The 23,571-nt window shown below is 55.3% G+C and carries 21 protein-coding genes; 2 read left to right on the plus strand and 19 right to left on the minus strand.

Annotation, left to right across the window (positions count from 1 at the left end; all coding sequences use genetic code 11):
* Positions 1 to 3: 3 nt before the first annotated feature.
* From menH to ACLHV8_RS15110, 5 genes are all read right to left on the minus strand, one after another.
* Positions 4 to 765, minus strand: a complete 762-nt coding sequence (gene menH, locus ACLHV8_RS15090) for a 2-succinyl-6-hydroxy-2,4-cyclohexadiene-1-carboxylate synthase (RefSeq protein ID WP_208594204.1) — start codon at positions 763 to 765, stop codon at positions 4 to 6.
* Positions 762 to 2,432: a 2-succinyl-5-enolpyruvyl-6-hydroxy-3-cyclohexene-1-carboxylic-acid synthase gene (gene menD / locus ACLHV8_RS15095; protein ID WP_208594203.1), complete on the minus strand. Its 1,671-nt coding sequence runs from the start codon at positions 2,430 to 2,432 to the stop codon at positions 762 to 764. Before menD ends, menH begins: the two co-directional genes overlap by 4 nt.
* Positions 2,433 to 2,520: 88 nt before the next feature.
* On the minus strand, positions 2,521 to 3,816 hold the full coding sequence (gene menF / locus ACLHV8_RS15100; RefSeq protein ID WP_028016254.1) for an isochorismate synthase MenF: 1,296 nt from the start codon (positions 3,814 to 3,816) through the stop codon (positions 2,521 to 2,523).
* Positions 3,817 to 3,912: 96 nt separating this feature from the next.
* Positions 3,913 to 4,218, minus strand: a complete 306-nt coding sequence (gene elaB / locus ACLHV8_RS15105) for a stress response protein ElaB (RefSeq protein ID WP_028016253.1) — start codon at positions 4,216 to 4,218, stop codon at positions 3,913 to 3,915.
* Between the two features lie 53 nt (positions 4,219 to 4,271).
* Entirely contained in the window at positions 4,272 to 4,733 is a 462-nt protein-coding gene (locus tag ACLHV8_RS15110; protein WP_208594202.1) for a GNAT family N-acetyltransferase, read from the minus strand.
* Between the two features lie 71 nt (positions 4,734 to 4,804).
* On the opposite strand from ACLHV8_RS15110, the gene rbn reads away from it, so the two are divergent.
* Both rbn and ACLHV8_RS15120 read left to right on the plus strand, forming a co-directional pair.
* Positions 4,805 to 5,722 (plus strand): ribonuclease BN, encoded by a 918-nt coding sequence (rbn, locus tag ACLHV8_RS15115; RefSeq protein ID WP_208594201.1) that lies wholly within the window; start codon positions 4,805 to 4,807, stop codon positions 5,720 to 5,722.
* Positions 5,723 to 5,786: 64 nt separating this feature from the next.
* Positions 5,787 to 6,791, plus strand: coding sequence for a chemotaxis protein (locus ACLHV8_RS15120; RefSeq protein WP_108090827.1), 1,005 nt, complete (start codon positions 5,787 to 5,789; stop codon positions 6,789 to 6,791).
* 36 nt (positions 6,792 to 6,827) lie between these two features.
* Here the strand turns inward: ACLHV8_RS15120 and nuoN are convergent, their stop codons facing one another.
* The 14 genes from nuoN to lrhA all read right to left on the minus strand — a co-directional run bounded on the left by nuoN (position 6,828) and on the right by lrhA (position 23,336).
* Positions 6,828 to 8,285 carry an NADH-quinone oxidoreductase subunit NuoN gene (gene nuoN / locus ACLHV8_RS15125; protein WP_410376977.1) on the minus strand — a complete coding sequence of 486 codons (1,458 nt, stop codon included), beginning with the start codon at positions 8,283 to 8,285 and terminating at the stop codon, positions 6,828 to 6,830.
* Between the two features lie 6 nt (positions 8,286 to 8,291).
* On the minus strand, positions 8,292 to 9,821 hold the full coding sequence (gene nuoM / locus ACLHV8_RS15130; protein WP_028016248.1) for an NADH-quinone oxidoreductase subunit M: 1,530 nt from the start codon (positions 9,819 to 9,821) through the stop codon (positions 8,292 to 8,294).
* Between the two features lie 76 nt (positions 9,822 to 9,897).
* Positions 9,898 to 11,739 carry an NADH-quinone oxidoreductase subunit L gene (gene nuoL / locus ACLHV8_RS15135; RefSeq protein WP_028016247.1) on the minus strand — a complete coding sequence of 614 codons (1,842 nt, stop codon included), beginning with the start codon at positions 11,737 to 11,739 and terminating at the stop codon, positions 9,898 to 9,900.
* Entirely contained in the window at positions 11,736 to 12,038 is a 303-nt protein-coding gene (nuoK, locus tag ACLHV8_RS15140) for an NADH-quinone oxidoreductase subunit NuoK (protein WP_003861496.1), read from the minus strand. The genes nuoL and nuoK overlap by 4 nt, the downstream gene beginning before the upstream one ends.
* Positions 12,035 to 12,589 (minus strand): NADH-quinone oxidoreductase subunit J, encoded by a 555-nt coding sequence (gene nuoJ, locus ACLHV8_RS15145; protein WP_008500212.1) that lies wholly within the window; start codon positions 12,587 to 12,589, stop codon positions 12,035 to 12,037. Before nuoJ ends, nuoK begins: the two co-directional genes overlap by 4 nt.
* Before the next feature lie 10 nt (positions 12,590 to 12,599).
* Positions 12,600 to 13,142 carry an NADH-quinone oxidoreductase subunit NuoI gene (gene nuoI / locus ACLHV8_RS15150; RefSeq protein ID WP_003861491.1) on the minus strand — a complete coding sequence of 181 codons (543 nt, stop codon included), beginning with the start codon at positions 13,140 to 13,142 and terminating at the stop codon, positions 12,600 to 12,602.
* Positions 13,143 to 13,155: 13 nt separating this feature from the next.
* Positions 13,156 to 14,133, minus strand: a complete 978-nt coding sequence (nuoH, locus tag ACLHV8_RS15155; RefSeq protein WP_008500211.1) for an NADH-quinone oxidoreductase subunit NuoH — start codon at positions 14,131 to 14,133, stop codon at positions 13,156 to 13,158.
* Positions 14,130 to 16,853: an NADH-quinone oxidoreductase subunit NuoG gene (gene nuoG / locus ACLHV8_RS15160; RefSeq protein WP_128347393.1), complete on the minus strand. Its 2,724-nt coding sequence runs from the start codon at positions 16,851 to 16,853 to the stop codon at positions 14,130 to 14,132. The genes nuoH and nuoG overlap by 4 nt, the downstream gene beginning before the upstream one ends.
* Before the next feature lie 54 nt (positions 16,854 to 16,907).
* The gene (gene nuoF, locus ACLHV8_RS15165; protein ID WP_023312536.1) at positions 16,908 to 18,245 is read right to left on the minus strand and encodes an NADH-quinone oxidoreductase subunit NuoF; all 1,338 of its coding nucleotides are present in this window, start codon (positions 18,243 to 18,245) and stop codon (positions 16,908 to 16,910) included.
* Complete coding sequence (gene nuoE / locus ACLHV8_RS15170; RefSeq protein ID WP_006176513.1) at positions 18,242 to 18,742, minus strand: NADH-quinone oxidoreductase subunit NuoE; 501 nt, start codon at positions 18,740 to 18,742, stop codon at positions 18,242 to 18,244. The genes nuoF and nuoE overlap by 4 nt, the downstream gene beginning before the upstream one ends.
* A 2-nt stretch (positions 18,743 to 18,744) precedes the next feature.
* On the minus strand, positions 18,745 to 20,547 hold the full coding sequence (gene nuoC, locus ACLHV8_RS15175) for an NADH-quinone oxidoreductase subunit C/D (RefSeq protein ID WP_028016245.1): 1,803 nt from the start codon (positions 20,545 to 20,547) through the stop codon (positions 18,745 to 18,747).
* An 89-nt stretch (positions 20,548 to 20,636) separates the two neighbouring features.
* The gene (nuoB, locus tag ACLHV8_RS15180) at positions 20,637 to 21,311 is read right to left on the minus strand and encodes an NADH-quinone oxidoreductase subunit NuoB (protein ID WP_003861482.1); all 675 of its coding nucleotides are present in this window, start codon (positions 21,309 to 21,311) and stop codon (positions 20,637 to 20,639) included.
* Positions 21,312 to 21,326: 15 nt separating this feature from the next.
* Positions 21,327 to 21,767 (minus strand): NADH-quinone oxidoreductase subunit NuoA, encoded by a 441-nt coding sequence (gene nuoA / locus ACLHV8_RS15185; RefSeq protein WP_014171000.1) that lies wholly within the window; start codon positions 21,765 to 21,767, stop codon positions 21,327 to 21,329.
* 630 nt (positions 21,768 to 22,397) lie between these two features.
* Positions 22,398 to 23,336 (minus strand): transcriptional regulator LrhA, encoded by a 939-nt coding sequence (gene lrhA, locus ACLHV8_RS15190; protein WP_028016244.1) that lies wholly within the window; start codon positions 23,334 to 23,336, stop codon positions 22,398 to 22,400.
* Positions 23,337 to 23,571 lie beyond the last annotated feature (235 nt).

Genomic DNA, 23,571 nt, shown 5'->3' on the forward strand with positions numbered 1-23,571 from the left:
CCTTTATCGAAGACGCAGTATCTGAGCCAGACACGCAGCAACTGCACCCGGGTTTTCCCGGTGGGCGTTGTGTCCGGCGTTGGGAATTGCATGGCGAACGGCGTTCAGTTCCGCGGCAAGGGCCGCAAACTTGTCATCATGTTCACCATATAAATATTCAAATGGGAAATTGCGGGCGCTGAGCGCGGCACGCAAATCAGGCTGCACGGCCAGCGATGTCGCCTCCAGCATCATCGCCAGCGTCATGCCGTTGTTCTGACTGCGCAAAGTAACCAGCGCTTCGCGCTGGGTGTCCGTCAGGGAGGCGAACACGGGCTGTTGATACCAGTCAGTAAAGACTTTATCCAGCGGTTCAGTACGAAAACGCTGTGCCCAGCGGCGATCAGATACCCGCCGCCTGTTGCGCTCTTCGTCATCCTGCAGACCCGGATGCCCACCTTCCACAATCACCCCCAGCAGCCCCTGTGGCTGCTGGCAGGCATGGAACATCGCAACGCGGCCGCCGAGGGAGTACCCGATAAGCCAGAAGTTAAGTATGTTGTAACTAAACAAGGTTCGGGTGAGCATATTGCTCATCTCGTTGAACCCCGTCACGCCAATGCTCCCGGATCCACCGTGACCCGGCAGGTCCAGGTACAGCCGGGGATAATTGCTGAGCATCTCGCCAACGACCTGCCACTCACGGCAATCCCCGGAGAAACCGTGCAAAAAGACCAGCCAGGGATAACCTGGTTTTCCAGCCTGTTGCACACCCGAGAGGATCACAGCTGGCTCACCTGTGCCAGCAGGCTTTGCAGCATCTGCGCGCCGTCAGCATCATTCACCACCAGCTCAATCAACGTTGCTCCCGGCTGTTTCCAGGCGGTGCTCAGCGCTATATCAAGCTGTTCCCAGTTTTCCGGGCGATGGTATTTCAGGCTGAACATCGCCGCGGCGTGTTCAAACTGGACATTCTGCGGCATCAGGTAAAAGCGTTCACGCTCGCTTTGCGGCGTTGGCAAGAGAGAGAAGATCTGCCCGCCGTTGTTGTTGACCAGAATCAGCACAAACGGGGCCGACGCCTGTCGTAGCAGCGCCAGCGCGTTGAGATCGTAGAGTGCAGAGAGATCGCCCACGATTGCCAGCGTCGATTTCGCGCTGGCGCGCTGCACGCCTGCAGCCGTTGAGATCAGCCCATCAATGCCGCTCGCGCCACGGTTGCTGTAAACCGGGTAACCCGCAGGCAGCTGCGAAAACGCGTCAATCAGGCGGACAACGAGGCTATTTCCGACAAACAGTTGCCCCTGCTCAGGCAGATACTGGCGAATACGGTGCGCCAGTCCGGCCTCGCTAAACGCTTCACAATGCGCTTTGGTGAGCTCCCACGCCTGACGCGAAAGTTCCGGGATCGCAACGGCCCAGGGTTTGCGTTTTTCCGCCGGATGGAGCGTAAGCCAGGTGTCGATACTGCTGACCAGACGACGCCCGCGATGGTGCGCCGGGTCGAGCCGCCCTTCCAGCGGATCCACCAGCCAGTATTCTTCCGGGGTGCACGTTGCCTGCCATTGCAGTAATCGCTTACCGGTTAGGCTTGAGCCAAGCTGGACAACAATCTGCGCCTGTGAAAGCTCAGTGACGGCTTTCGCATTCCCCAACCAGAGATCGGCGCACGGCAGCGGCTGACCGGTCTGGGAGAGCACGTCACCAATCAGCGGCCAGCCAAGTGTTTGCGCCCATTCAGCAACCCATTTTCCTTCAGCAGCGCTCATGCGCCCGGCGATAACCACGCCGCGTTTTTGCCGCCAGAAGAACCAGTCACGTTGTTTAGCACTCTCAAGATGCGTCTGCTCACGCAGCCACGGTTTTTCACTTACCCACCAGTCACCGAGGGAGTGCTGCCACTCAAGGCCGGTGTTATCCAGTTCGCCATACAACGGTTCGGCAAACGGGCAGTTGATATGCAACGCCCCACTGCGCAATGTCTCCATGGCGTGATCGACGGTGGATACCAGCCAGCTTGCCGGGATATCCTGCGTGGGACGCGGCAACGAGATTGCCTGCGAAGGGTGCGAGGAAAAGAGTCCCGGCTGACGAATAGCCTGATTAGCGCCACAGTCGATAAGCTCAGGTGGGCGGTCAGCCGTCAGCAGGATCAGTTTTTCACCGGTTAAACCGGCTTCAATCAGTGCCGGATAGAGGTTCGCCACGGCGGTACCAGAGGTGACAATCACCGCTACAGGCTCTTTGCTGACCTTCGCCAGCCCCAGTGCCAGATGGCCAAGACCGCGTTCATCAAAATGAGTATGGTGAATGAATGCCCGGTTTTCAGCGGCCGCCAGCGTCAGCGGCGTTGAGCGAGAACCCGGCGCAATACACACGTGCCTGACGCCATGGCGCGTCAGGGCTTCAAGGATCACCGCCGCCCAGCGCCGGTTAAAAGAACTTACTGACATGAGATTGTCCGGAATCAAGATTACGACACAGTATAAATAATAGAAAAATTTGGAATTTTGATATGAATCGGGAATGCACGAATCAGTATTAATCCCTAAGGAGCAGAGAACGCAACCCTGCGGCTTTGTTTTCTATCTCCTGCCACTCCTGCTCCGGGTCAGACCCGCTGACAATTCCGGCTCCGGCGTACAGCCGCAGGGCGTCATCCTGGACACGTGCAGAGCGTAATGCCACGCAGAACTCGCTTTGTTCGGGTGATAAATACCCGGCCGACCCGGCGTACCACTCGCGGTTAAAGGGTTCAACATTCTCAATAAACGCCCGTGCAGGTTGACGCGGCAGCCCGGCAACGGCCGCCGTAGGCTGCAGAATATGTAAACACTGTTCATCACTGGCCTGTTTCAACTCGGTCCAGATACAGCGGCGCAAATGCTGCACTTTGCGCAGACGCACAACCTGAGCAGGCAACACATCAAGCGTCTGGGTAAAGTGCTGAAGGCGCTGACAGATATCTTCCACTACCAACATATTTTCGCGTTGGTTTTTATCATCATTCAGCAACCATTCGCCCAAACGCCGGGCTTGTTTATCATCAACATGACTGGCGACAGTGCCCGCCAGCGCTTCGGTACGAAGCAATTTTCCCCGCCGCCGCCAGAGACGCTCGGGCGTTGAGCCGAGAAACGCATTGCTGGCGTCGAAAACCATGCAGAAATGATAGCAATTTAAATTCAGGGCGCGGCTGGCGGCCATCAGTGCGACAGGGTTAACGCGCTGTTTAAACTGCAGATCGGTTGCCCTGGCGAGGACCACCTTTTCAAATTCACCGCGCGCGATAGTCTCTGTTGCCTTGCGGATAAGCTCCAGCCATTCCTGCTTTTGCGGATGATGGGTTTCGCACTCAACCTGCACAGACAGCGGGCGGATAGGTCTGGCGGCATGGAGTTGCTGCAGAAAATCCAACGCGGTGCGGGCATCGTCCTGAAGAGAGTCATCGCTCCACAGTTGCAGGCGCAACGTGGCATTTCCGGCGGAACGTCGCCAGAGCAGGCGAGGTAAAAAGAGACTGCCCTGCTCCGGGTTAAATGCATTCAGGCCGCAAATACGGGTATCATTTGCCGCATTCTGCTCACGCAAAAACTGCGAGGCTAACGCCAGCGAGGAGAATTGGGTGACAGCCCCCAGGGCAGCCAGTTCCTCATCACCATTACGCTGTTGCCAGTAAAACTGGGGATAGCACTGCTGCGCGCCAAGCCAGGCAAGAGGATCGAAAGCGTCGTTTAACGGGAAAGTGACGTCGAAATGACGTAGACCGGGTATTGCGGGTAACGCTTGCGTAAGCTGACTACGCAGGTGCTCCAACGCGAGGAAAATCGAATTCACGCGAACCTCTCCCTGTTGAAACCTCATATTATACGGGGTACTGGTTATAAATAGCAGTACCCACGTATAGGGAGTGGTTAAGCGTTAAACATAAAATTAACGACGAGCCAGAAGCAGCCCAAACACCAACCCGACAGCTGCGCCCACACCAATGCCTCTCCACGGTTTTTCGTGAACATAATCATCGGCACGATAAACCGCCTTTTTGGCGCGGTAGTAGTACGTGTCGGACGCATGGCTGACGCGGTTTTTAACGTCATTTAGCGCCTGTTCTGCACGTTCTTTCAGCTCAATATATTTCTGATCGGCAGGGTCGCCCGACGAACGTAATACTTCTTCCAGCGTTTCTCTCAATAACGTCAGGTCGTCATCGATACGGGTATCCCAAGATTGAAATGACATATTTTTCTCCATGTTAGTACACCAGTCCGCTAACTATAGCCAACGACGACCCATTACGCCTGCTTAGCCTCCCGCGCCATGCCAATGTGCGGTATACCGTCTTCGTCATATACGTCAGTGACCGGCGTGAAGCCAAAATAACCGTAGAAAGATTGCAGATGCGCCTGCGCGCCCAGGTATAACGCCTTGTCCGGCCACAGTTTCTGGCACGCCTCCAGCGTTTTTTCCATCAGCTGATAGCCCAGTTTTTCACCGCGCGCCTTACCGCTAATGATGACGCGGCCAATCACCACAGGCTCGAAATCGTCTTCGCTTTTCAGAATCCTCGCATACGCCACCAGCTCGTTATCCCGCCAGCCGAGGATATGCCGGTTCTCGCCGACGAGATCGTCGCCGTCGATGTCCTGATACGGGCAGGTCTGTTCTACCACAAACACTTCGCAGCGCAGTTTGAGCAGCGTATACAGTGAATTAACGGTGAGCTCGCTATGGTGTAAATCTTGCCACTGGATCATGTCAGTCTCCTTCCTGGGGTTCATCACGTTATACTAAACCCCTCCCCGTTCAGCAAAGGGCTGATTGCGTTATGGAACTGATTTTTCTGGGTACGTCCGCTGGTGTGCCAACCCGCTCACGAAATGTGACCGCGATTCTGCTGGATCTTAAACACCCAACCCGTGGTGGGCTATGGCTGTTTGACTGTGGTGAAGGTACGCAGCATCAGCTGTTACATACCGCTTATCACCCAGGCAAGCTGGATAAAATTTTTATCACGCATCTGCATGGTGACCATCTGTTTGGCCTGCCTGGCCTGCTGTGCAGCCGTTCAATGGCCGGGAACGCTAATCCGCTGACGATTTACGGGCCTGCAGGTATCCGGGAATTTGTTGAAACCACGCTACGCCTCAGTGGGTCCTGGACTGATTATCCGCTGGAGGTCGTTGAGATCGCCGGGGGGCTGGTTTTCGATGATGAGGATTATGTCGTCACCGCTCACCCTCTTAACCACCCGGTAGAGTGTTATGGTTACCGCATTGAAGCGCATGACAAACCCGGCGCACTGGATGCCGCCGCGTTAATCGCCGCGGGGGTAAAGGCCGGGCCGCTGTTCCAGCGTCTGAAGCAGGGAGAGACGGTCACGCTGGAGGATGGGCGCGTTATCAATGGTCAGGATTATCTCGCGGCACCCCAGCCCGGCAAAAAACTGGCGATTTTTGGCGACACCGCCCCCTGCCCGACAGCATTGAAACTGGCTCAGGGCGTGGATGTCATGGTACATGAAGCAACGCTTGAAACGGCCATGGAAGAGAAAGCCAACAGCCGTGGGCATAGCTCAACCCGTCAGGCGGCACAGCTTGCCCGTGACGCAGGCGTCGGGAAACTGATCGTTACTCATGTTAGCTCGCGCTACGATGCTCGGGGATGTGAAGGTCTGCTGGCTGAGTGCCGCGCAGTGTTCCCGAAATGTGAGCTGGCAGAAGATTTCACTCAAGTCAGCGTTTAGTCCTTCATTTTTCCCTCAGGATGCCGATAACGATTAAAAGGTCAGCATTTCTCTCGAGGGTAGAATGGATAATTTCCAGAAAGATATTGATGACAGGGCGAATCTAACCCTGTCGAACCGTTTTGAACTGTTGTTATTCCGGCTGGGCACGTCTCTGAACGAAAACAAATCAGAGCTTTTTGGCATTAACGTTTTCAAGCTGCGTGAAATTGTGCCGATGCCAGAGTTCACGAAACCCGCCGGGATGAAATCACCGCTGATGGGGATGGTGAATATTCGCGATCAGGTGATTCCGGTGATCGACCTGGCCGCCGTAGCGGGTTGTAAACCGACAACGGGGCTCAACATCCTGCTGATCACAGAATATGCCCGCAGCGTGCAGGCGTTTGCCGTGGAATCCGTTGAGAACATCATGCGCCTCGACTGGAAACAGGTACACGCGGCGGAAACCGCCGTCAGCGGACGTTACATCACCAGTATCGCCTGTCTGGACGAGAAGACTGATACCAACGAACTGGCGATGGTACTTGATGTTGAGCAGATTCTGTATGACATCACCCCAGCTAACCACGATCTGCACGCCACTAATCTGCAAACCACAAAATTCCATATCAAGCCGGGTGCTGTCGCGATTGTCGCGGAAGATTCCAAAGTCGCGCGCTCCATGCTGGAAAAAGGTTTGCAGGCGATGGAGATCCCGGCGCAGCTACATATCACCGGTAAAGATGCGTGGGAAAAAATTGGCGTTCTCGCTGCTCAGGCGCAGGCGGAAGGGGTCCCGATCACTGATAAAATTGCCCTGGTGCTGACCGACCTCGAAATGCCGGAGATGGACGGTTTTACGCTGACGCGCAAAATCAAAACCGACCCGGTACTGAAAGATATTCCGGTGGTGATCCACTCGTCGCTTTCTGGTAACGCCAACGAAGATCATATTCGTAAAGTGAAAGCTGACGGGTATGTGGCGAAATTTGAACTGAACGAGCTGTCGTCGGTGATTGAGGAAGTTCTGGATCGTTCGATGAAGAAGATTGATGGGCCGTTGATTAGTCGCAAGCAATTGGCTTAAAGCATAAAAAAACCCGCCGAGGCGGGTTTTTTGTTTTTACATCAGCGGCATCGCGTGCTGCACGATATCAATCAGCGGCTGCGGATAGATACCGAAGATCAGCACCAGCAGCGCGGAGATCAGCACCACAATACCACCGGCGCTGTACTGCCAGTTGGTTGGGGCATCACGGTTGAGTTGCTGAGGTGCACTCAGATACAGACTCACCGCCACACGCAGGTAGTAATACAGACCGATTGCAGAGCCGATAACCACGCCCGCAGTCAGCCACCACAGGTGCGCCTGCACACCGACGGCCAGCACGTAGAACTTACCGATAAAGCCCAAGGTCATCGGGATACCCGCCAGAGAGAGCATCATCACTGTCATCACGGCAGAGAGAATCGGACGGTGCCAGAACAGACCACGGTAGGAGAATAGTGAATCCGCATCCGGGCCACGGTATGGGCTGGACATCAGGCTCACCACGCCGAACGCGCCGAGGCTGCTGAACAGGTAACCTGCCAGATACACGCCCACGGTTTCCATCGACATCTCGCCGCTTTGCAGCGCAATCAGTGCCACCAGCAGGTAACCCAGATGGGAGATAGACGAGTAGCCCAGCAGACGTTTGATATTGGTCTGGCTCAGCGCCATCAGGTTACCGAAGATGATGGATACGAACGCGATGATGCCGAGCACAACGCGAACCGCTTCGCTATCACCCACCGGGGCGTACAGGAACAGACGCATCACCACACCGAAGATAGCGATTTTGCTCGCTGTCGCCAGGAAGGTGGAAACCGGTGCCGGAGCACCCTGGTATACGTCTGGCGTCCACAGGTGGAACGGAACCAGAGACAGTTTGAAGCCGAGGCCAACAATCATCATGCCCAGCCCCGCCAGCAGCAGCGGCTCATGCAGCATGCCGTCGCCGAGGCTCTTGCCGAGCGCAACGAAGGAGAGGTTACCAGACTGAGCATACACCAGCGCGATACCGAACAGCAGGAAGGACGACGCTGCAGCAGACAGAATGGTGTACTTGATACTCGCTTCCAGTGAACGTTTCTGACGGAAGGCGTAACCAATCAGGCCAAACAGCGGCAGAGAGATCAGCTCAATACCGAGGAACAGCGCGGCCAGGTGGTTCGCATTCGCCAGCAGAATGCCGCCCAGTGCGGCAATCAGTACCAGCAGGTAAAACTCTTCTTTGTTGTCGTTGTAGCCTTCAAGCCACGGATACGCAAAGGTACAGGTTGCCAGGCTCGCCAGCAGAACCAGACCCGTGTACAGCATGGCATAGCCGTCAACGCGCATCAGCGAGGTGACATCCATCGCGCCCGCCTGGCCAACAAACCAGAGAGAAACCAACGCAGCGTTCAGACCCAGAACGGACAGGGTCGCATTCAGGAAGTGATTGCGTCGCCACGCAATGGAGAGCATCACAACCACCACCGTCAATCCGACGATCAGCAGCGGTAGCAGCGCGATCAGTTGTTGTGGAGTTATTGTCATGGCGAATTACGGCCTTGTAGTAGAAGCAGAATTAACAAACCACTGCTGGATATTGCCCATCGCGGAGTGCGAGGTATCCAGAATCGGCTGCGGATAGAAGCCCAACAGCACCAGCAGTACGACCAGCAGCAGGATGATGAACAGCTCACGCAGCGACATCCCCGGCAGTTCTTGTGCAGCAATTTCGCTCTTCGCTTTACCGAAGTAGGCACGGTGCAGCATCGCCAGCGAGTAAACGGAAGCGAACACCAGACCGAAAGTCGAAACCACGGTAATGACCGGAACCACTTTGAAGCTGCCGAACAGAATCATAAATTCGCCGACGAAGTTACCGGTGCCAGGCATACCCAGAGTAGCCACCGCGAAGAACATGGACAGCGCTGGCAGCCATTTAATTTTGCTCCACAGACCGCCCATCATACGCATATCGCGAGTGTGCAGACGTTCGTACAGCTGACCACACAGGATGAAGAGGCCGGCTGCGGACAGACCGTGCGCAATCATCTGGATCACCGCACCCTGGTACGCGAGCTGGCTGCCGGTGTAGATAGCAATCAGTACGAAGCCCATGTGGGAAACGGAGGTGTAAGCAATCAGACGCTTAATGTCGTATTGCGTGAAGGCCATCCAGGCACCGTAGAAGATACCGATCACACCCAGCCACATGGCAATCGGTGCGAACTCAGCGGAGGCGTTCGGGAACAGCGGCAGCGCGAAACGCAGCAGACCGTAGGCCGCGGTTTTCAGCAAGATGCCCGCCAGGTCAACGGAACCCGCCGTTGGTGCCTGGGAGTGCGCGTCTGGCAGCCAGCCGTGCAGCGGAACCACCGGCATTTTCACCGCGAAGGCGATGAAGAAGCCCAGCATCAGCAGATATTCAACGCCGTGAGACATTGGCGTCTTCAGCAGGTCTTCATAGTTGAATGTCCAGACTCCGGTCGCATCGTGGTGAACAAACACCAGCGCCAGAATGGCAATCAACATCACCAGACCACTCGCCTGGGTATAGATGAAGAACTTGGTTGCCGCCGTGATACGCGTTTTACCGTCGGACGCCTTGTGGCCCCACAGCGCGATCAGGAAGTACATCGGCACCAGCATCATCTCCCAGAAGAAGAAGAACAGGAACATGTCGATGGCAAGGAACACGCCGATTACGCCGCCCAGGATCCACATCAGGTTCAGGTGGAAGAAGCCCTGGTATTTTTCGATTTCTCGCCAGGAGCAAAGTACCGCCAGAACGCCGAGCAGACCGGTCAGCACCACCATCAGCAGCGACAGACCGTCAATCGCCAGGTGGATCGTAATGCCGAAACGTGGGATCCACGGCAGGATAAACTCAGACTGCCACTGCGGAATACCCGCAGACTGGGTCAGAGAGTAGCCACCCTGCAACCACAGTTGCAGACCAAGCGCGAGCGTCAATCCCATGGTGATCAGCGCAATCCAGCGCGGCATCTTCACGCCAAAGCGTTCAGTCTGCCAGCACAGGAAGCCGCCGATGAAGGGAATTAATATTAGCCAGGGTAGTAACATGGCGATTTACATTCCTTTTAAAGGCCCCCAGCAGGGGCCTGATTTTCAACGAATTCGAATAAAATTCACTTAACGATCAACGCAACACCATCAGCAGCGCCAGCACGACAACCGCACCGATGCTCATGGACGCCACATACCAGCGCAGGTAACCGTTCTCGCTGAACAGCAGGCCTTTACCTGCAAAGCGGGAAAGGATCGCCGGGATATTCATCATGCTGTTCAGTGGATCGCGTTTCACCAGCCACGCAACACCCAGGAACGGTTTGACGAAAATCATATCGTACAGCCAGTCGAAGCCCCATGCGTTGTACCACCAGGTGCCCAGCAGACGGCCAGGCGCACTGTTGGCAACAGACGTCACCAGCGTACGTTTACCCAGCCACAGCCACGCAGCGATCAGGATGCCCGCGATAGCGACCACACCGGAGGTGATTTCAAGCGTCAGAACGCGACCGTGCTCAAGCTCGGTGGTGTCCGGGAGTACGCCCTGCAGCGGTGGCACAATCATTGCGCCAACGAAGGTGGAGAGTACCAGCAGCACAATCAGCGGCAGGTGATGGGTAATCCCCTTCCCTGCGTGAGCGTGAATTTGTTCTTTACCGTGGAATACGATGAAAATCATACGGAAGGTATACAGGGAGGTCATGAATGCACCGACCAGACCCGCAACCATCAGATTGATATGACCATTCGCCATGGCACCCGCAAGGATTTCGTCCTTACTGAAGAAGCCCGCAGTGATCAGCGGCAGTGCCGCCAGCGCCGCGCCGCCCACCAGGAAGCAGACATATACCAGCGGGATGGACTTACGCAGTCCGCCCATCTTGAAGATGTTCTGCTCGTGATGGCAGGCCAGAATCACAGAGCCGGATGACAGGAACAGCAGCGCTTTAAAGAACGCGTGTGTCATCAGGTGGAAAATGGCTGCGTCCCACGCCTGAACGCCCAGCGCCAGGAACATGTAACCAATCTGGCTCATGGTGGAGTACGCGAGAACGCGTTTGATGTCGGTCTGCACCAGCGCGGCAAAGCCTGCCAGCACCAGTGTTACCGCACCAACGATACCCACCAGATGCAGAATTTCCGGGGTCATCAGGAACAGGCCGTGGGTACGCGCGATCAGGTAAACACCGGCGGTAACCATGGTCGCAGCGTGGATCAGCGCGGAGACAGGAGTTGGACCCGCCATCGCGTCGGCCAGCCATGTTTGCAACGGCAGCTGTGCGGATTTACCTACAGCACCACCCAGCAGCATCAGCGTTGCCCACCACAGCATGTTGTTGCCTGCAGCGAAGTGCGCCGGCGCCAATTCCACCATTTCGCGGAAGTTCAGCGTGCCCAGTTCGTTGTAAAGAATGAACAGCGCGAAAGCGAGGAACACGTCACCCACACGGGTCACGATGAACGCTTTCATCGCCGCTGCGCCATTCTTCGGATCGGTGTAGTAGAAACCGATCAGCAGGTAAGAACACAGACCCACGCCTTCCCAGCCCAGATACATCAGCAGCAGGTTATCGGCCAGCACCAGAACCACCATGCTGGCGATAAACAGGTTGGTGTAGGCGAAGAAGCGGGAGTAACCCTCTTCACCGCGCATATACCAGGAGGCGAACATGTGGATCAGGAAGCCCACGCCGGTCACCACGGAGAGCATGGTCAGCGAGAGACCATCCAACACCAGGTTGAAACCGATGTTGAAATCACCGACCGACATCCAGGTCCACAGCGGCACGCTGAAAGGCTGACGTCCGTTGTTGAAGAAGTCGATACCCGCATACGCCGTCACCAGCGCAGCCAGGCCGATAGAGCCAATGCCTACGGTCGCAGACAGATTCTCAGACCAGCGGCCGCGAGAAAACGCCAGCAGCACGAAGCCAATCAGCGGAAAAATAATGGTTAAGGCAAGCATGTTCATCCACGCAACTCACTTACTGAATCGATGTTCAGGTTCTGGCGGCGACGATGGAGCTGCAGTAACAGCGCCAGGCCAATACTCGCTTCGGCAGCCGCGAGACTGATGGCGAGAATGTACATCACCTGACCATCGGTCTGGCCCCAGTAGCTTCCGGCGACCACGAAGGCCAGCGCGGAGGCGTTAATCATGATTTCCAGGCCGATCAGCATAAACAGCAGATTGCGGCGGATAACCAGACCGGTCAAACCCAGAACGAATAAAATCGCAGCGAGGATCAGTCCATGTGTTAAGGGGATCATGCGCGCTCCTCCGTTTTTCTTTTCGCGCGGTCGTCAGTGCGGTTGCTCAGCACCTCGCCAGCACGCTCTTCGCGGCCAACGTGGAAGGCAACAACCAGACCAGCCAGCAGCAGCATCGACGCCAGTTCCACCGCCAGAACGTATGGGCCAAAGAGTGTAATGCCGACCTCTTTCGCGCCGATCGGCGTGCCGTCGATGCCCTGATCGTTCACGCCCAGAATGGCGTAAACAATCACCACCAGCATGATGGCCGACAAAATTGCCGGGCCAATCCACACCTGCGGTTTTAACCACTGACGTTCCTGCTCAATTTCAGAGCCGCCCAGGTTCAGCATCATCACCACGAACACGAACAGCACCATGATGGCCCCAGCGTAGACGATGATTTCCAGCGCACCGGCGAAGTGCGCGCCCAATGCAAAGAACACCCCGGAAATGGCCAGCAGCGAAATGATTAAGTACAGCAGCGCATGCACCGGGTTGGTGTGCGTGATCACTCGCAGCGTAGCCAGGATGGCGATAAGGCCACAGATATAAAAAGCGAATTCCATTGCCCTCTCCTTACGGTAACAGGCTCTTGACGTCGATAGGCTTAGCTTCGTTCTCTGCTTCGCCCTTATCTTTGCCGTCGATTGCCATACCCGCCATCCGGTAGAAGTTATATTCCGGGTATTTGCCCGGACCGGAAATCAGCAGATCCTCTTTCTCGTACACCAGGTCCTGACGCTTGTACTCACCCAGCTCGAAGTCTGGAGTCAGCTGAATCGCCGTGGTTGGGCACGCTTCTTCACACAGGCCGCAGAAGATGCAGCGTGAGAAGTTGATGCGGAAGAACTCAGGATACCAGCGGCCGTCTACCGTCTCTGCTTTTTGCAGAGAGATACAGCCGACCGGACACGCTACCGCACACAGGTTACAGGCAACGCAGCGCTCGGAACCGTCCGGATCGCGCGTCAGCACGATACGGCCACGGTAGCGCGGCGGCAGATATACCGGTTCTTCCGGGTACATCCGGGTTTCGCGTTTCGCAAACGCGTGCAGGCCGATCATCCAGATACTGCGTACCTGGGTACCGAAGCCTACCAGTAATTCTTTTAAGGTCATGGTCTATAGCCCCTTATGGCTGCTGCCAGAGAATGACAGCGGCCGTTACCAACAAGTTGACGAGCGTCAGCGGCAGGCACACTTTCCAGCCGAAGGACATTACCTGGTCATAACGCGGACGAGGTAACGCTGCGCGAATCAAAATGAACATCATCATGAAGAACGCGGTTTTCAGCGCGAACCAGATGAACGGCGGTAAGAACGGGCCATGCCAGCCACCAAAGAACAGCGTTACCATCAACGCGGAAATGGTGACAATACCGATGTACTCGCCCACGAAGAACAGACCGAATTTCATACCGGAATATTCAATGTGGTAACCGTCGGCCAGTTCCTGTTCGGCTTCTGGCTGGTCAAACGGGTGACGGTGACACACCGCCACGCCCGCGATAGCAAAGGTAATAAAACCAAAGAACTGCGGGATAACGTTCCAGATGTCAGCCTGGTTGTTGACGATGTCGGTCATGTTAAATGAACCGGCCTGCGCCACCACGCCCATCAGGGAGAGCCCCAGGAACACTTCGTAGCTCAGCGTCTGCGCGGAAGCACGCATCGCACCCAGCAGGGAGTATTTGTTGTTACTGGACCAGCCTGCGAACAGCACCGCGTAAACCGCGAGTCCTGCCATCATCAGGAAGAACAGAATGCCGATGTTCAGGTCAGCCACAACCCAGGTCGGGCTGACAGGAACGATGGCAAACGCCAGCAGCAGTGAGGTGAAGGCGATCATCGGTGCCAGAGTAAAGATCACGCGGTCAGAGAAGCGCGGGATCCAGTCCTCTTTAAAGAACATCTTGATCATGTCCGCAACCAGCTGGAGTGAACCACCCCAGCCCACGCGGTTCGGTCCGTAACGGTTCTGGAACAGACCGAGCAGACGACGTTCACCAAAGCTCATGAACGCGCCGCAGGTGACCACCACCAGCAGAATAACAATCGCTTTCAGAATGCTCAGCAGGATGTCGATAAGATCCGGCGTTAACCAACTCATGCTTTTGCCTCCTGCAGATTATCAAGACGCGCACCCGCCAGTACCGGCGCGATGCCAGGCATACCCATTGGCAGACCCACCTGCCCTGCTGTCAGGCCTTCAGAGATAATCAGCGGCAGGCTGATTGTCTGACCGTCGTAGCTAAAGGCGATGTTCGCACCCGCATTAACGCCAAGCTTCGCGGCATCCGCCGGGTTGAGCTTGATGTATGGCTGCGGCATACGTTGCTGGAATACCGGAGAGCGCTGGGACAGCTCGTCGCTACCAAACAGATGGTAGTACGGGGCGATACGCCAGTTCCCTTCCTGAGCCTGGAAGCTCGCCGGAACAGTCGTGAAGAAATCCAGACCGGTTTCGGAGGCTTCGATCAGACGCACGCCCGGATCGCCGTGACGCAGAGAACCGCCCACTTCCGCCTGGAACTTGTTCCATGCCTGCGGGGAGTTCCAGCCCGGTGCCCATGCGAATGGGATCTGTGAACGCGGGGCAGACGGCTGGTTGTTCCCTTCCATGGAGAAGGCGAACATAGTGTCTTTATCCTGCGGTTGACGCGGTTCGTGCACGCTGATGTTGGCGCGCATTGCGGTACGGCCACTGTAACGATGCGGTTCACGCGCCAGTTTCTGGCCACGAATGCGGAAGCTCGCTTCAGGGGCAGCATCTTTAATGCCTGCCAGCTGAGGCAGTTTTTCGACAACCGCGTCGATAACGTGGTCGAGCTGCGTCCAGTCCACTTCACGGCTCTGCACGGTGCTGTGCAGGGAGTGCAGCCAGCGCCAGCTTTCCAGCATCACGGTGTTGCTGTCGTAGTACGCCGGGTCATAAACCTGGAAGAAACGCTGGGCGCGACCTTCGTTGTTAATAACCGTACCGTCGCTTTCTGCGAAGCTTGCCGCAGAGAGGACCAGGTGCGCTTTATCCATAATCGCGGTGCGCTGATGGTCAATCACCATCACCAGCGGCGCTTTGGAGAGCGCGGCGTCAACGCGTGCGGCAGAAGCATGGCGATGCAGGTCGTTTTCCAGCACCACAACGGCGTCAGCGGCACCGGATTCCAGTTCGCTCAACGCAGCTTCCAGCGAGCCGCCGCCAATCATACCCAGACCAATGCTGTTAACCGCACGGGCAACCATGGTCACGCCAACGTCAGCACCGCGGCCTTTCAGGGCTTTGGCAACGTTCGCTGCCGCCTGAATGATCTCCGCGCTTCCGGCGTTAGTACCAGAAATAATCAGCGGTTTCTTCGCACCCGCCAGGGCCTGAACAATCACGTCAACCTTGTTTTGCAGGTCGCGATCCAGCTCAACGGCCGGAGAGTTGTTGTCCAACGCGTGTGCAATGGCAAAGCCAAGACGGGCCTGGTCTTCAACCGGCGCGCGGTAGGTCCACGCCGCGATATCATCCAGACGGGTGTCATCAATGCTGGTCACAAACAGAGGATGCTTGGCGCGCTGACCGATGTTCAGGATTGCCGCAATCTGCCAGTCAGCCACTTTCTGGGCTGCTGCCATTTCACGTGCTTTACCTTTCACCGCCTGGCGAACCGCCAGAGCCGCGCGAGCGCCGGTCTGAGTCAGGTCTTCACCCAGCACCAGAACTGCATCATAGGATTCGATTTCGCGCAGCGCAGGAGTATGAATACCGCCTTCGCGCAGCACTTTCAGCACCAGTTGCAGACGTTCCTGCTCACCCTGGGCGATACCGGTGTAGAAGTTTTCAGCCCCGACCAGTTCACGCAGCGCGAAGTTACTTTCAACGCTGGCACGTGGGGAGCCGATACCGATCACTTTCTTCGACTGACGCAGAATATCTGCCGCGCCCTGCATCGCTTGTTCAGCATTCAGGGTGATCAGGTCATCGCCACGACGCTGAACCGGCTGACGCGGACGGTCTTTCAGGTTCACATAGCCATAGCCGAAACGACCGCGGTCGCACAGGAAGTAGTGGTTAACGGTACCGTTATAACGGTTTTCGATACGACGCAGTTCGCCGTAGCGTTCACCCGGGCTGGTGTTACAGCCGAGAGAACACTGCTGGCAGATGCTTGGTGCAAACTGCATGTCCCATTTACGGTTGTAGCGCTCGGAGTGGGTTTTATCGGTGAATACGCCGGTCGGGCAGATTTCTACCAGGTTACCGGAGAATTCGCTTTCAAGCGTACCGTCTTCCGGACGACCGAAGTAAACGTTGTCATGCGCACCATATACGCCCAGATCCTGGCCGTCTGCGTAGTCTTTGTAGTAACGCACGCAGCGGTAGCAGGCGATGCAGCGGTTCATTTCGTGAGAGATGAACGGCCCCAGGTCCTGGTTACGGTGGGTACGCTTGGTAAAGCGATAGCGACGGAAGCTGTGACCGGTCATGACGGTCATATCCTGAAGGTGGCAGTTACCGCCTTCTTCACAGACCGGACAGTCGTGCGGGTGGTTGGTCATCAACCATTCCACAACGCTTTCGCGGAACTGTTTAGCTTCTTCGTCATCAATCGAAATAAAGGTGCCTTCGGTGGCTGGCGTCATACAGGACATCACCAGGCGACCACGCGTGTCTTCCGCGTTTTGATATTGCTTCACCGCACACTGGCGGCAAGCACCGACGCTGCCCAGCGCCGGATGCCAGCAAAAGTACGGAATATCAAGGCCGAGCGACAGACAAGCCTCCAGCAGGTTGTCCGCCCCGTTGACCTCATATTCTTTGCCGTCTACATGAATCGTAGCCATTAGCATGCTTCCAGTTGGCTCGGTCGAAACCGAGCGTTAATCAAAATTCTGTCTTTACCAGCGCGCTTTCAGCAGGTTCGGCTGAATCCCATTAATGGCATGGGTATTGCTGAACGGCTGCTTGATGCCTGCTTCGAATTCGTCGCGGAAATATTTAATCGCGCTCTGCAGTGGCTCGACGGCACCCGGTGCGTGGGCACAGAAGGTTTTGCCTGGGCCCAGGAATCGACACAGTTGCTCAAGTGTCTCAATATCACCCGGCTGGCCTTCGCCACGCTCGATAGCACGCAGGATCTTCACGCTCCACGGCAGACCATCACGGCACGGTGTACACCAGCCGCAGGACTCGCGGGCAAAGAACTCTTCCAGGTTACGCACCAGCGACACCATGCCGATCTCGTGGTCGACGGCCATCGCCAGCGCCGTACCCAGGCGGCTGCCTGCTTTACCAATGCTTTCGAATTCCATTGGCAGATCAAGGTGGGCCTCGGTCAGGAAGTCTGTCCCTGCCCCACCCGGCTGCCAGGCTTTGAATTTCAGGCCATCACGCATACCGCCAGCATAGTCTTCAAGAATTTCACGTGCGGTGGTACCGAACGGCAGCTCCCAGACGCCAGGGTTTTTCACGCGACCGGAGAAGCCCATCAGCTTGGTACCGGCATCTTTGCTTGAGGAGATGCCCTGATACCACTCCACGCCGTTCGCGAGGATAGCCGGAACGTTACACAGGGTTTCTACGTTGTTTACGCAGGTCGGTTTACCCCATACGCCGGAGCTTGCCGGGAACGGTGGCTTGGAACGCGGGTTCGCACGACGACCTTCCAGGGAGTTAATCAGCGCGGTTTCTTCACCGCAGATGTAACGCCCGGCACCGGTGTGCACGAACAGTTCGAAGTCAAAACCGGTGCCCAGAATATTTTTACCGAGCAGACCCGCTTCGGTGGCTTCGGCAATCGCGCGACGCAGGTTTTCTGCCGCCTCGATGTACTCACCACGCAGGAAGATGTAGCCACGGTACGCTTTCAGCGCGAACGCGGAGATCAACATACCTTCCACCAGCAGGTGCGGCAGTTGCTCCATCAGCAGGCGGTCTTTATAGGTGCCCGGCTCCATTTCATCGGCGTTACACAGCAGGTAACGGATGTTCATGGATTCGTCTTTTGGCATCAGGCTCCACTTCAGACCCGTGGAGAAGCCTGCACCACCGCGCCCCTTCAGGCCGGAATCTTTTACCGCGTTAACGATATCGTCCGGTGCCATGCCACCCAGGGCTTTGCGCGCACCGGCATAGCCGTTTTTGCTCTGATATTCGTCGAGCCATACCGGCTGTTTGTCATCGCGCAGACGCCAGGTCAGCGGATGGGTCTCAGCAGTACGAATTACCGTTTTCATTTGTACTGCTCCAGCAGGTCAGGAATGGCTTCCGGCGTCAGATGGCTGTGAGTGTCCTCATCAATCATCATGGTCGGCCCCTTGTCGCAGTTACCCAGGCAGCAGGTTGGCAGCAGAGTAAAGCGACCATCGAACGTGGTCTGGCCCGGCTTGATATTGAGCTTCTTCTCAATTGCTGCCTGAATGCCCTGATAACCGGTAATGTGACAAACGACGCTGTCACAGTAGCGGATCACATGGCGGCCTACCGGCTGACGGAAGATCTGGCTGTAGAACGTGGCTACGCCCTCTACGTCACTGGCCGGAATACCCAGCACTTTTGCGATCTCATAGATCGCCCCATCCGGCACCCAACCACGCTGTTTCTGTACGATTTTCAGCGCTTCAATGGACGCCGCACGCGGGTCTTCGTAGTGGTGCATCTCGTGCTCAATGGCGGCACGCTCTGCTTCACTCAGCTCAAAAGCCTCGGTCTGTGGTTGTTGATTTTCGTGCATAATTAGCGGTCCACATCTGACATAACAAAATCGATACTACCCAGATACACAATCAGGTCGGAGACCAGACTGCCGCGGATGGCGGACGGGATCTGCTGCAGATGCGCAAAACTCGGCGTACGCACGCGGGTACGGTAGCTCATGGTGCTGCCGTCACTGGTCAGGTAGTAACTGTTAATACCCTTGGTCGCTTCAATCATCTGGAAGGATTCTTGTGCCGGCATGACCGGGCCCCAGGAAACCTGCAGGAAGTGGGTGATCAGGGTTTCGATATGTTGCAGCGTGCGCTCTTTCGGCGGCGGCGTCGTCAGCGGGTGATCCGCTTTGAACGGGCCTTCCGGCATGTTGTTGAGGCACTGCTCAAGAATGCGCAGACTCTGGCGCAACTCTTCCACTTTCAGCATCACGCGGGTGTAGCAGTCGGAAACACCGCCGCCAACCGGGACTTCAAAGTCGAAGTTCTCGTAGCCAGAGTAAGGACGGGCTTTACGCACGTCAAAATCAATACCGGTCGCACGCAGACCTGCACCTGTCGTACCCCACTCCAGCGCTTCTTTCGCACCGTAGGCAGCAACGCCCTGGGAACGGCCTTTCAGAATGGTGTTACGCAGTGCGGCTTTCTCGTAAGAGGCCAGACGTTTTGGCATCCAGTCGAGGAATTCGCGCAGCAGACGGTCCCAGCCGCGCGGCAGGTCGTGTGCCACACCGCCAATACGGAACCAGGCAGGGTGCATACGGAAACCGGTAATTGCTTCAACCAGATCGTAGATTTTCTGACGGTCGGTAAAGGCGAAGAAGACCGGAGTCATCGCACCCACGTCCTGAATGAACGTAGAGATGTACAGCAGGTGGCTGTTGATACGGAACAGCTCGGACAGCATAACGCGGATCACGTTAACGCGATCCGGCGTAACGATACCCGCCAGTTTCTCAACGGCCAGCACGTATGGCATTTCGTTTACGCAGCCGCCGAGATATTCGATACGGTCGGTATACGGAATGTAGCTGTGCCAGGACTGACGCTCCCCCATCTTCTCAGCACCACGGTGGTGGTAGCCGATGTCAGGCACGCAGTCGACAATCTCTTCGCCGTCGAGCTGAAGAATAATACGGAATGCACCGTGCGCAGACGGGTGGTTCGGACCGAGGTTAAGGAACATGAAGTCCTCGTTGTCGGTACCGCGCTTCATGCCCCAGTCTTCCGGCTTGAAGGTCAGCGCTTCCATCTCCAGATCCTGCTTGGCTTTGGTCAGCTCAAACGGATCGAATTCGGTGGCACGTGCCGGGTAGTCTTTACGCAGCGGGTGGCCAGTCCAGGTATGCGGCATCATGATGCGCGTCAGGTGCGGGTGGCCATCGAAGGTCATGCCGAACATTTCCCAGGTTTCACGCTCATACCAGTTGGCGTTCGGGAAAAGTTTGGTGATCGTCGGCAGATGCATGTCGTTTTCAGACAATGCCACCTTGAGCATGATATCCGTATTGCGGTCTATTGAGATCAGGTGGTAGAAAACGGAAAAATCCGCAGCAGGGAGGCCCTGGCGGTGGGTACGCAGACGTTCATCCATGCCGTGTAAGTCAAACAGCATGACGTACGGTTTTGGCAATTTCTTGAGGAAATCGACAACTTCCAGTAATTGCTCACGCTTCACCCAAACAACGGGTACCCCGGTGCGGGTAGCCTGAACAGTAAAGGCATCCGGCCCAAAACGGTTGCGCAGTTCGCCAATGACTGGGTCATCCAGATGATCCCGTGTCTGCCAGGCGGCTTCTTGCGCGGTTAAGTCGGTCATATTGTTCACCATTGCAAATGGTCCGTGGTGACTGTTGAGCCTGGCTTCGCGCTATTTGAGTAGTGATATGCGAAGGTGTTCTCCAGGCCTACAGGCGCAAATTAAATTTCGTCAGGCGTACGCAGATTGGTGACGGCAATACGTTCACCACGTTTACGCTCGCGCTCAGACTGCATGTTCGCGCGATACACACCCTGATCGCCAACAACCCACGACAGTGGGCGACGTTCTTTACCGATAGACTCCTGCAGCAGCATCAGCGCCTGCATGTAGGCTTCCGGGCGTGGCGGACAACCCGGGATGTACACATCCACTGGGATAAATTTATCTACGCCCTGCACGACGGAATAGATGTCGTACATACCGCCAGAGTTTGCACATGCGCCCATGGAGATAACCCATTTTGGCTCCAGCATCTGGTCATAAAGACGCTGAATAACAGGTGCCATCTTGGTAAAGCACGTACCGGCTACCACCATCAGGTCAGCCTGACGTGGGGAAGCACGCAGTACCTCTGCCCCAAAACGCGCAACGTCATGCACCGCAGTGAATGACGTCACCATTTCAACGTAGCAGCAAGAAAGGCCAAAGTTGTAAGGCCAGATGGAGTTCTTACGACCCCAGTTGACCATATCGTGCATGGCATGCTCGAGTTTGCCCATGTACACGCTTTTATTGACTTCTTGCTCCAGGGGGTCGGTTACGATCTCCTGTTTTTGCAGGGGGTAACGGTCATTCTCACCGTTAGGATCTATGCGGGTGAGCGTATAATCCATCTTATTGCCTCGCTGTTACTGCTGACGATTAGAGATACTGTTTTCCGGGTTGATGTGTTCACGACGTGAACGCGCAGGCGTCCAGTCAAGCGCGCCAATGCGCACCAGATAAACCAGACCGGCCAGTAGCACTAAAATGAAAATTGCGGCCTCGACAAAGCCCACCCAACCACTTTCGCGGATGGACGTTGACCATGCGAAAAGGTAAAGCGCTTCCACGTCAAAGATGACGAAGAACATGGCTACCAGATAGAACTTGGCAGACAGGCGTAAGCGAGCGGAACCTACTGAATCAATACCTGATTCGAAAGGTGTGTTTTTGTGCCTTGCACGGGCGCGACCGCCCAGGAACCAGCCGCCGACTAACATCAGGCAGCACAGGCCAATGGCTACAATAAGAAAGATTGCGAATGCCCAGTGATGAGCGATGACTTCTGTGGATGTTGACATACTCATTGCTTACTCATCAAAAGTGATACCTACGACACTGCTCTTGCTGGCAGATGGGCATCACATCGATTCATGGGGAGGAACAAATAACCTTACACTAACTGTCAGAAATGAGACGGAGACAGCAAAATGATGGGGTTTTTTACTCCTTTCTATAACCTTTTGTCAACTTTAACAAAGGTTTCTTCACATTAAATTACATCGAGCGATTCTCATTAACATTTGGTGCCCTTTAAACCTGGTGGGTACATGACTTTCCGTCAAATGTATGTTGTTGAATCGTGTCCGTTTCGGAAGTAAAAAAAATAACCCTCCTATTTTGACAGGATTTGCCAGCGATTCCTCCCCCCAAATAGGAGTATTTTCTTGATCTGCGACACGCTTTTGTTAATTCAACCGGAAAAACGGCAACATATTTCCTGTTTTTTTAACATGGGAGAGATGTGGATGAAGTTAGAACGGGAAACGGACAAGTTTTCAGCAAAAGCATTTAGCCTATTGATAAATAGAGAGTATCCTGAAAATCCATGCGCCATAAGCGGGTATTATTGCCAAAAAAAAGCCACTGCATGCGAAAATGGCATGAGCGGCTTTTTTTTACACTTACATTTTGTTACCAGAATTTTGAGCTATCGATCACTCAAAATCCCCTTCAACGATCAGGGAATCATCCCCCCCTTCGGAGGTAACGTGTTCGAACTGCCACGGGTTATGGTAGTTTTCCATTGCCTCGAACACCACTTTCGCCAGCTCGTTATGGGTGGACGAGTTATGGCAAAGCAGATATTCGGTATCGGGCAACACCGGAAGACCATCAGACTTACCCAACACACGCAGATCAGGGCTCATCATCTCTACCGGGCGTGCCGTTACGCCAAGTCCTGCTTTCACAGCAGCGCGAACCGCTGGCAACGTGGAAGCCACGTACGCTAAACGCCACGGAATATTGGCTTCATTTAACGCCGTCAGCACCATATCGCGGAAAGGACTCGGGTCATCCAGTAAAACCAGTGGAACAGGCTCCCCTTTTTGCAACACATATTCTGCTGCGCAATACCAGTGCGTTGGCGATGTACGCAACGTCAGGCAATCAAACTGCCCGGGACGATGCGTGGTGACCACCAGGTCGACCTTTTTCTCATCTAACATCTCAACCATAAAGGCATTGCGTTTTACGCTCACATCCAGCGCAAGCTTCGGATAAACCGAACTAATTCGATTGAGAAGGAACGGCAATATCGTATCTGCTGACTCATCAGATGCCCCTAAGGTTAACACCCCCTGGAGGTTGCTAAACATTAATGACATACATGCTTCATCATTAAAGCGAAGAATTTTCCTGGCATAACCCAGAAGCTGAATACCGTGTTCCGTTAAGAGCTTATTACGCCCGTGACGGGCAAAAAGCTCTTTACCAACCAGTTGCTCCAGCCGCTGCATTTGCTGGCTAACGGCGGACTGGGTTCGGCAAACGGCGGCAGCAGCAGCTGCAAAAGTGTTGAGATCGGCGACCGCAACAAACGTTCTCAGCAGATCGAGGTCGAGATTCATTATCGGACGATTTGCATTTATCATATCTATTCACTTTCAGGTTGCTCGTGCGGAGCTGCCCGGGTTGAAGCTGTGTGTAACAGTTAAGCAATTCCCTCTGAAGGTTTTCCCTCGCATCCCGGCCCGGCAGACTGCCTGACAGATAGTTATTGTGCTGCTTTATATCAACAGTCAGAAAGCACGTTTCATGACGTTATTTTTATTCTCTTAAACGTTCAGGATATTTAGATGTTCGCAGGGTTATGTAAATTACATTAAA

Source organism: Enterobacter sp. CPE_E863, assembly GCF_046521465.1.
GTDB lineage: Bacteria > Pseudomonadota > Gammaproteobacteria > Enterobacterales > Enterobacteriaceae > Enterobacter > Enterobacter adelaidei.

Bases quoted from the DNA above. Each gene is read 5' to 3' on its own strand.
- nuoG (WP_128347393.1), bottom strand. From the start codon at position 16,853: ATGGCTACGATTCATGTAGACGGCAAAGAATATGAGGTCAACGGGGCG.
- nuoI (WP_003861491.1), bottom strand. From the start codon at position 13,142: ATGACCTTAAAAGAATTACTGGTAGGCTTCGGTACCCAGGTACGCAGT.
- rbn (WP_208594201.1), top strand. From the start codon at position 4,805: ATGGAACTGATTTTTCTGGGTACGTCCGCTGGTGTGCCAACCCGCTCA.
- nuoJ (WP_008500212.1), bottom strand. From the start codon at position 12,589: ATGGAATTCGCTTTTTATATCTGTGGCCTTATCGCCATCCTGGCTACG.
- nuoK (WP_003861496.1), bottom strand. From the start codon at position 12,038: ATGATCCCCTTAACACATGGACTGATCCTCGCTGCGATTTTATTCGTT.
- nuoE (WP_006176513.1), bottom strand. From the start codon at position 18,742: ATGCACGAAAATCAACAACCACAGACCGAGGCTTTTGAGCTGAGTGAA.
- nuoA (WP_014171000.1), bottom strand. From the start codon at position 21,767: ATGAGTATGTCAACATCCACAGAAGTCATCGCTCATCACTGGGCATTC.
- nuoM (WP_028016248.1), bottom strand. From the start codon at position 9,821: ATGTTACTACCCTGGCTAATATTAATTCCCTTCATCGGCGGCTTCCTG.
- nuoN (WP_410376977.1), bottom strand. From the start codon at position 8,285: ATGACAATAACTCCACAACAACTGATCGCGCTGCTACCGCTGCTGATC.
- ACLHV8_RS15110 (WP_208594202.1), bottom strand. From the start codon at position 4,733: ATGATCCAGTGGCAAGATTTACACCATAGCGAGCTCACCGTTAATTCA.
- ACLHV8_RS15120 (WP_108090827.1), top strand. From the start codon at position 5,787: ATGGATAATTTCCAGAAAGATATTGATGACAGGGCGAATCTAACCCTG.
- lrhA (WP_028016244.1), bottom strand. From the start codon at position 23,336: ATGATAAATGCAAATCGTCCGATAATGAATCTCGACCTCGATCTGCTG.
- menD (WP_208594203.1), bottom strand. From the start codon at position 2,432: ATGTCAGTAAGTTCTTTTAACCGGCGCTGGGCGGCGGTGATCCTTGAA.
- nuoL (WP_028016247.1), bottom strand. From the start codon at position 11,739: ATGAACATGCTTGCCTTAACCATTATTTTTCCGCTGATTGGCTTCGTG.
- nuoH (WP_008500211.1), bottom strand. From the start codon at position 14,133: ATGAGTTGGTTAACGCCGGATCTTATCGACATCCTGCTGAGCATTCTG.
- nuoB (WP_003861482.1), bottom strand. From the start codon at position 21,311: ATGGATTATACGCTCACCCGCATAGATCCTAACGGTGAGAATGACCGT.
- nuoC (WP_028016245.1), bottom strand. From the start codon at position 20,547: ATGGTGAACAATATGACCGACTTAACCGCGCAAGAAGCCGCCTGGCAG.
- nuoF (WP_023312536.1), bottom strand. From the start codon at position 18,245: ATGAAAACGGTAATTCGTACTGCTGAGACCCATCCGCTGACCTGGCGT.
- elaB (WP_028016253.1), bottom strand. From the start codon at position 4,218: ATGTCATTTCAATCTTGGGATACCCGTATCGATGACGACCTGACGTTA.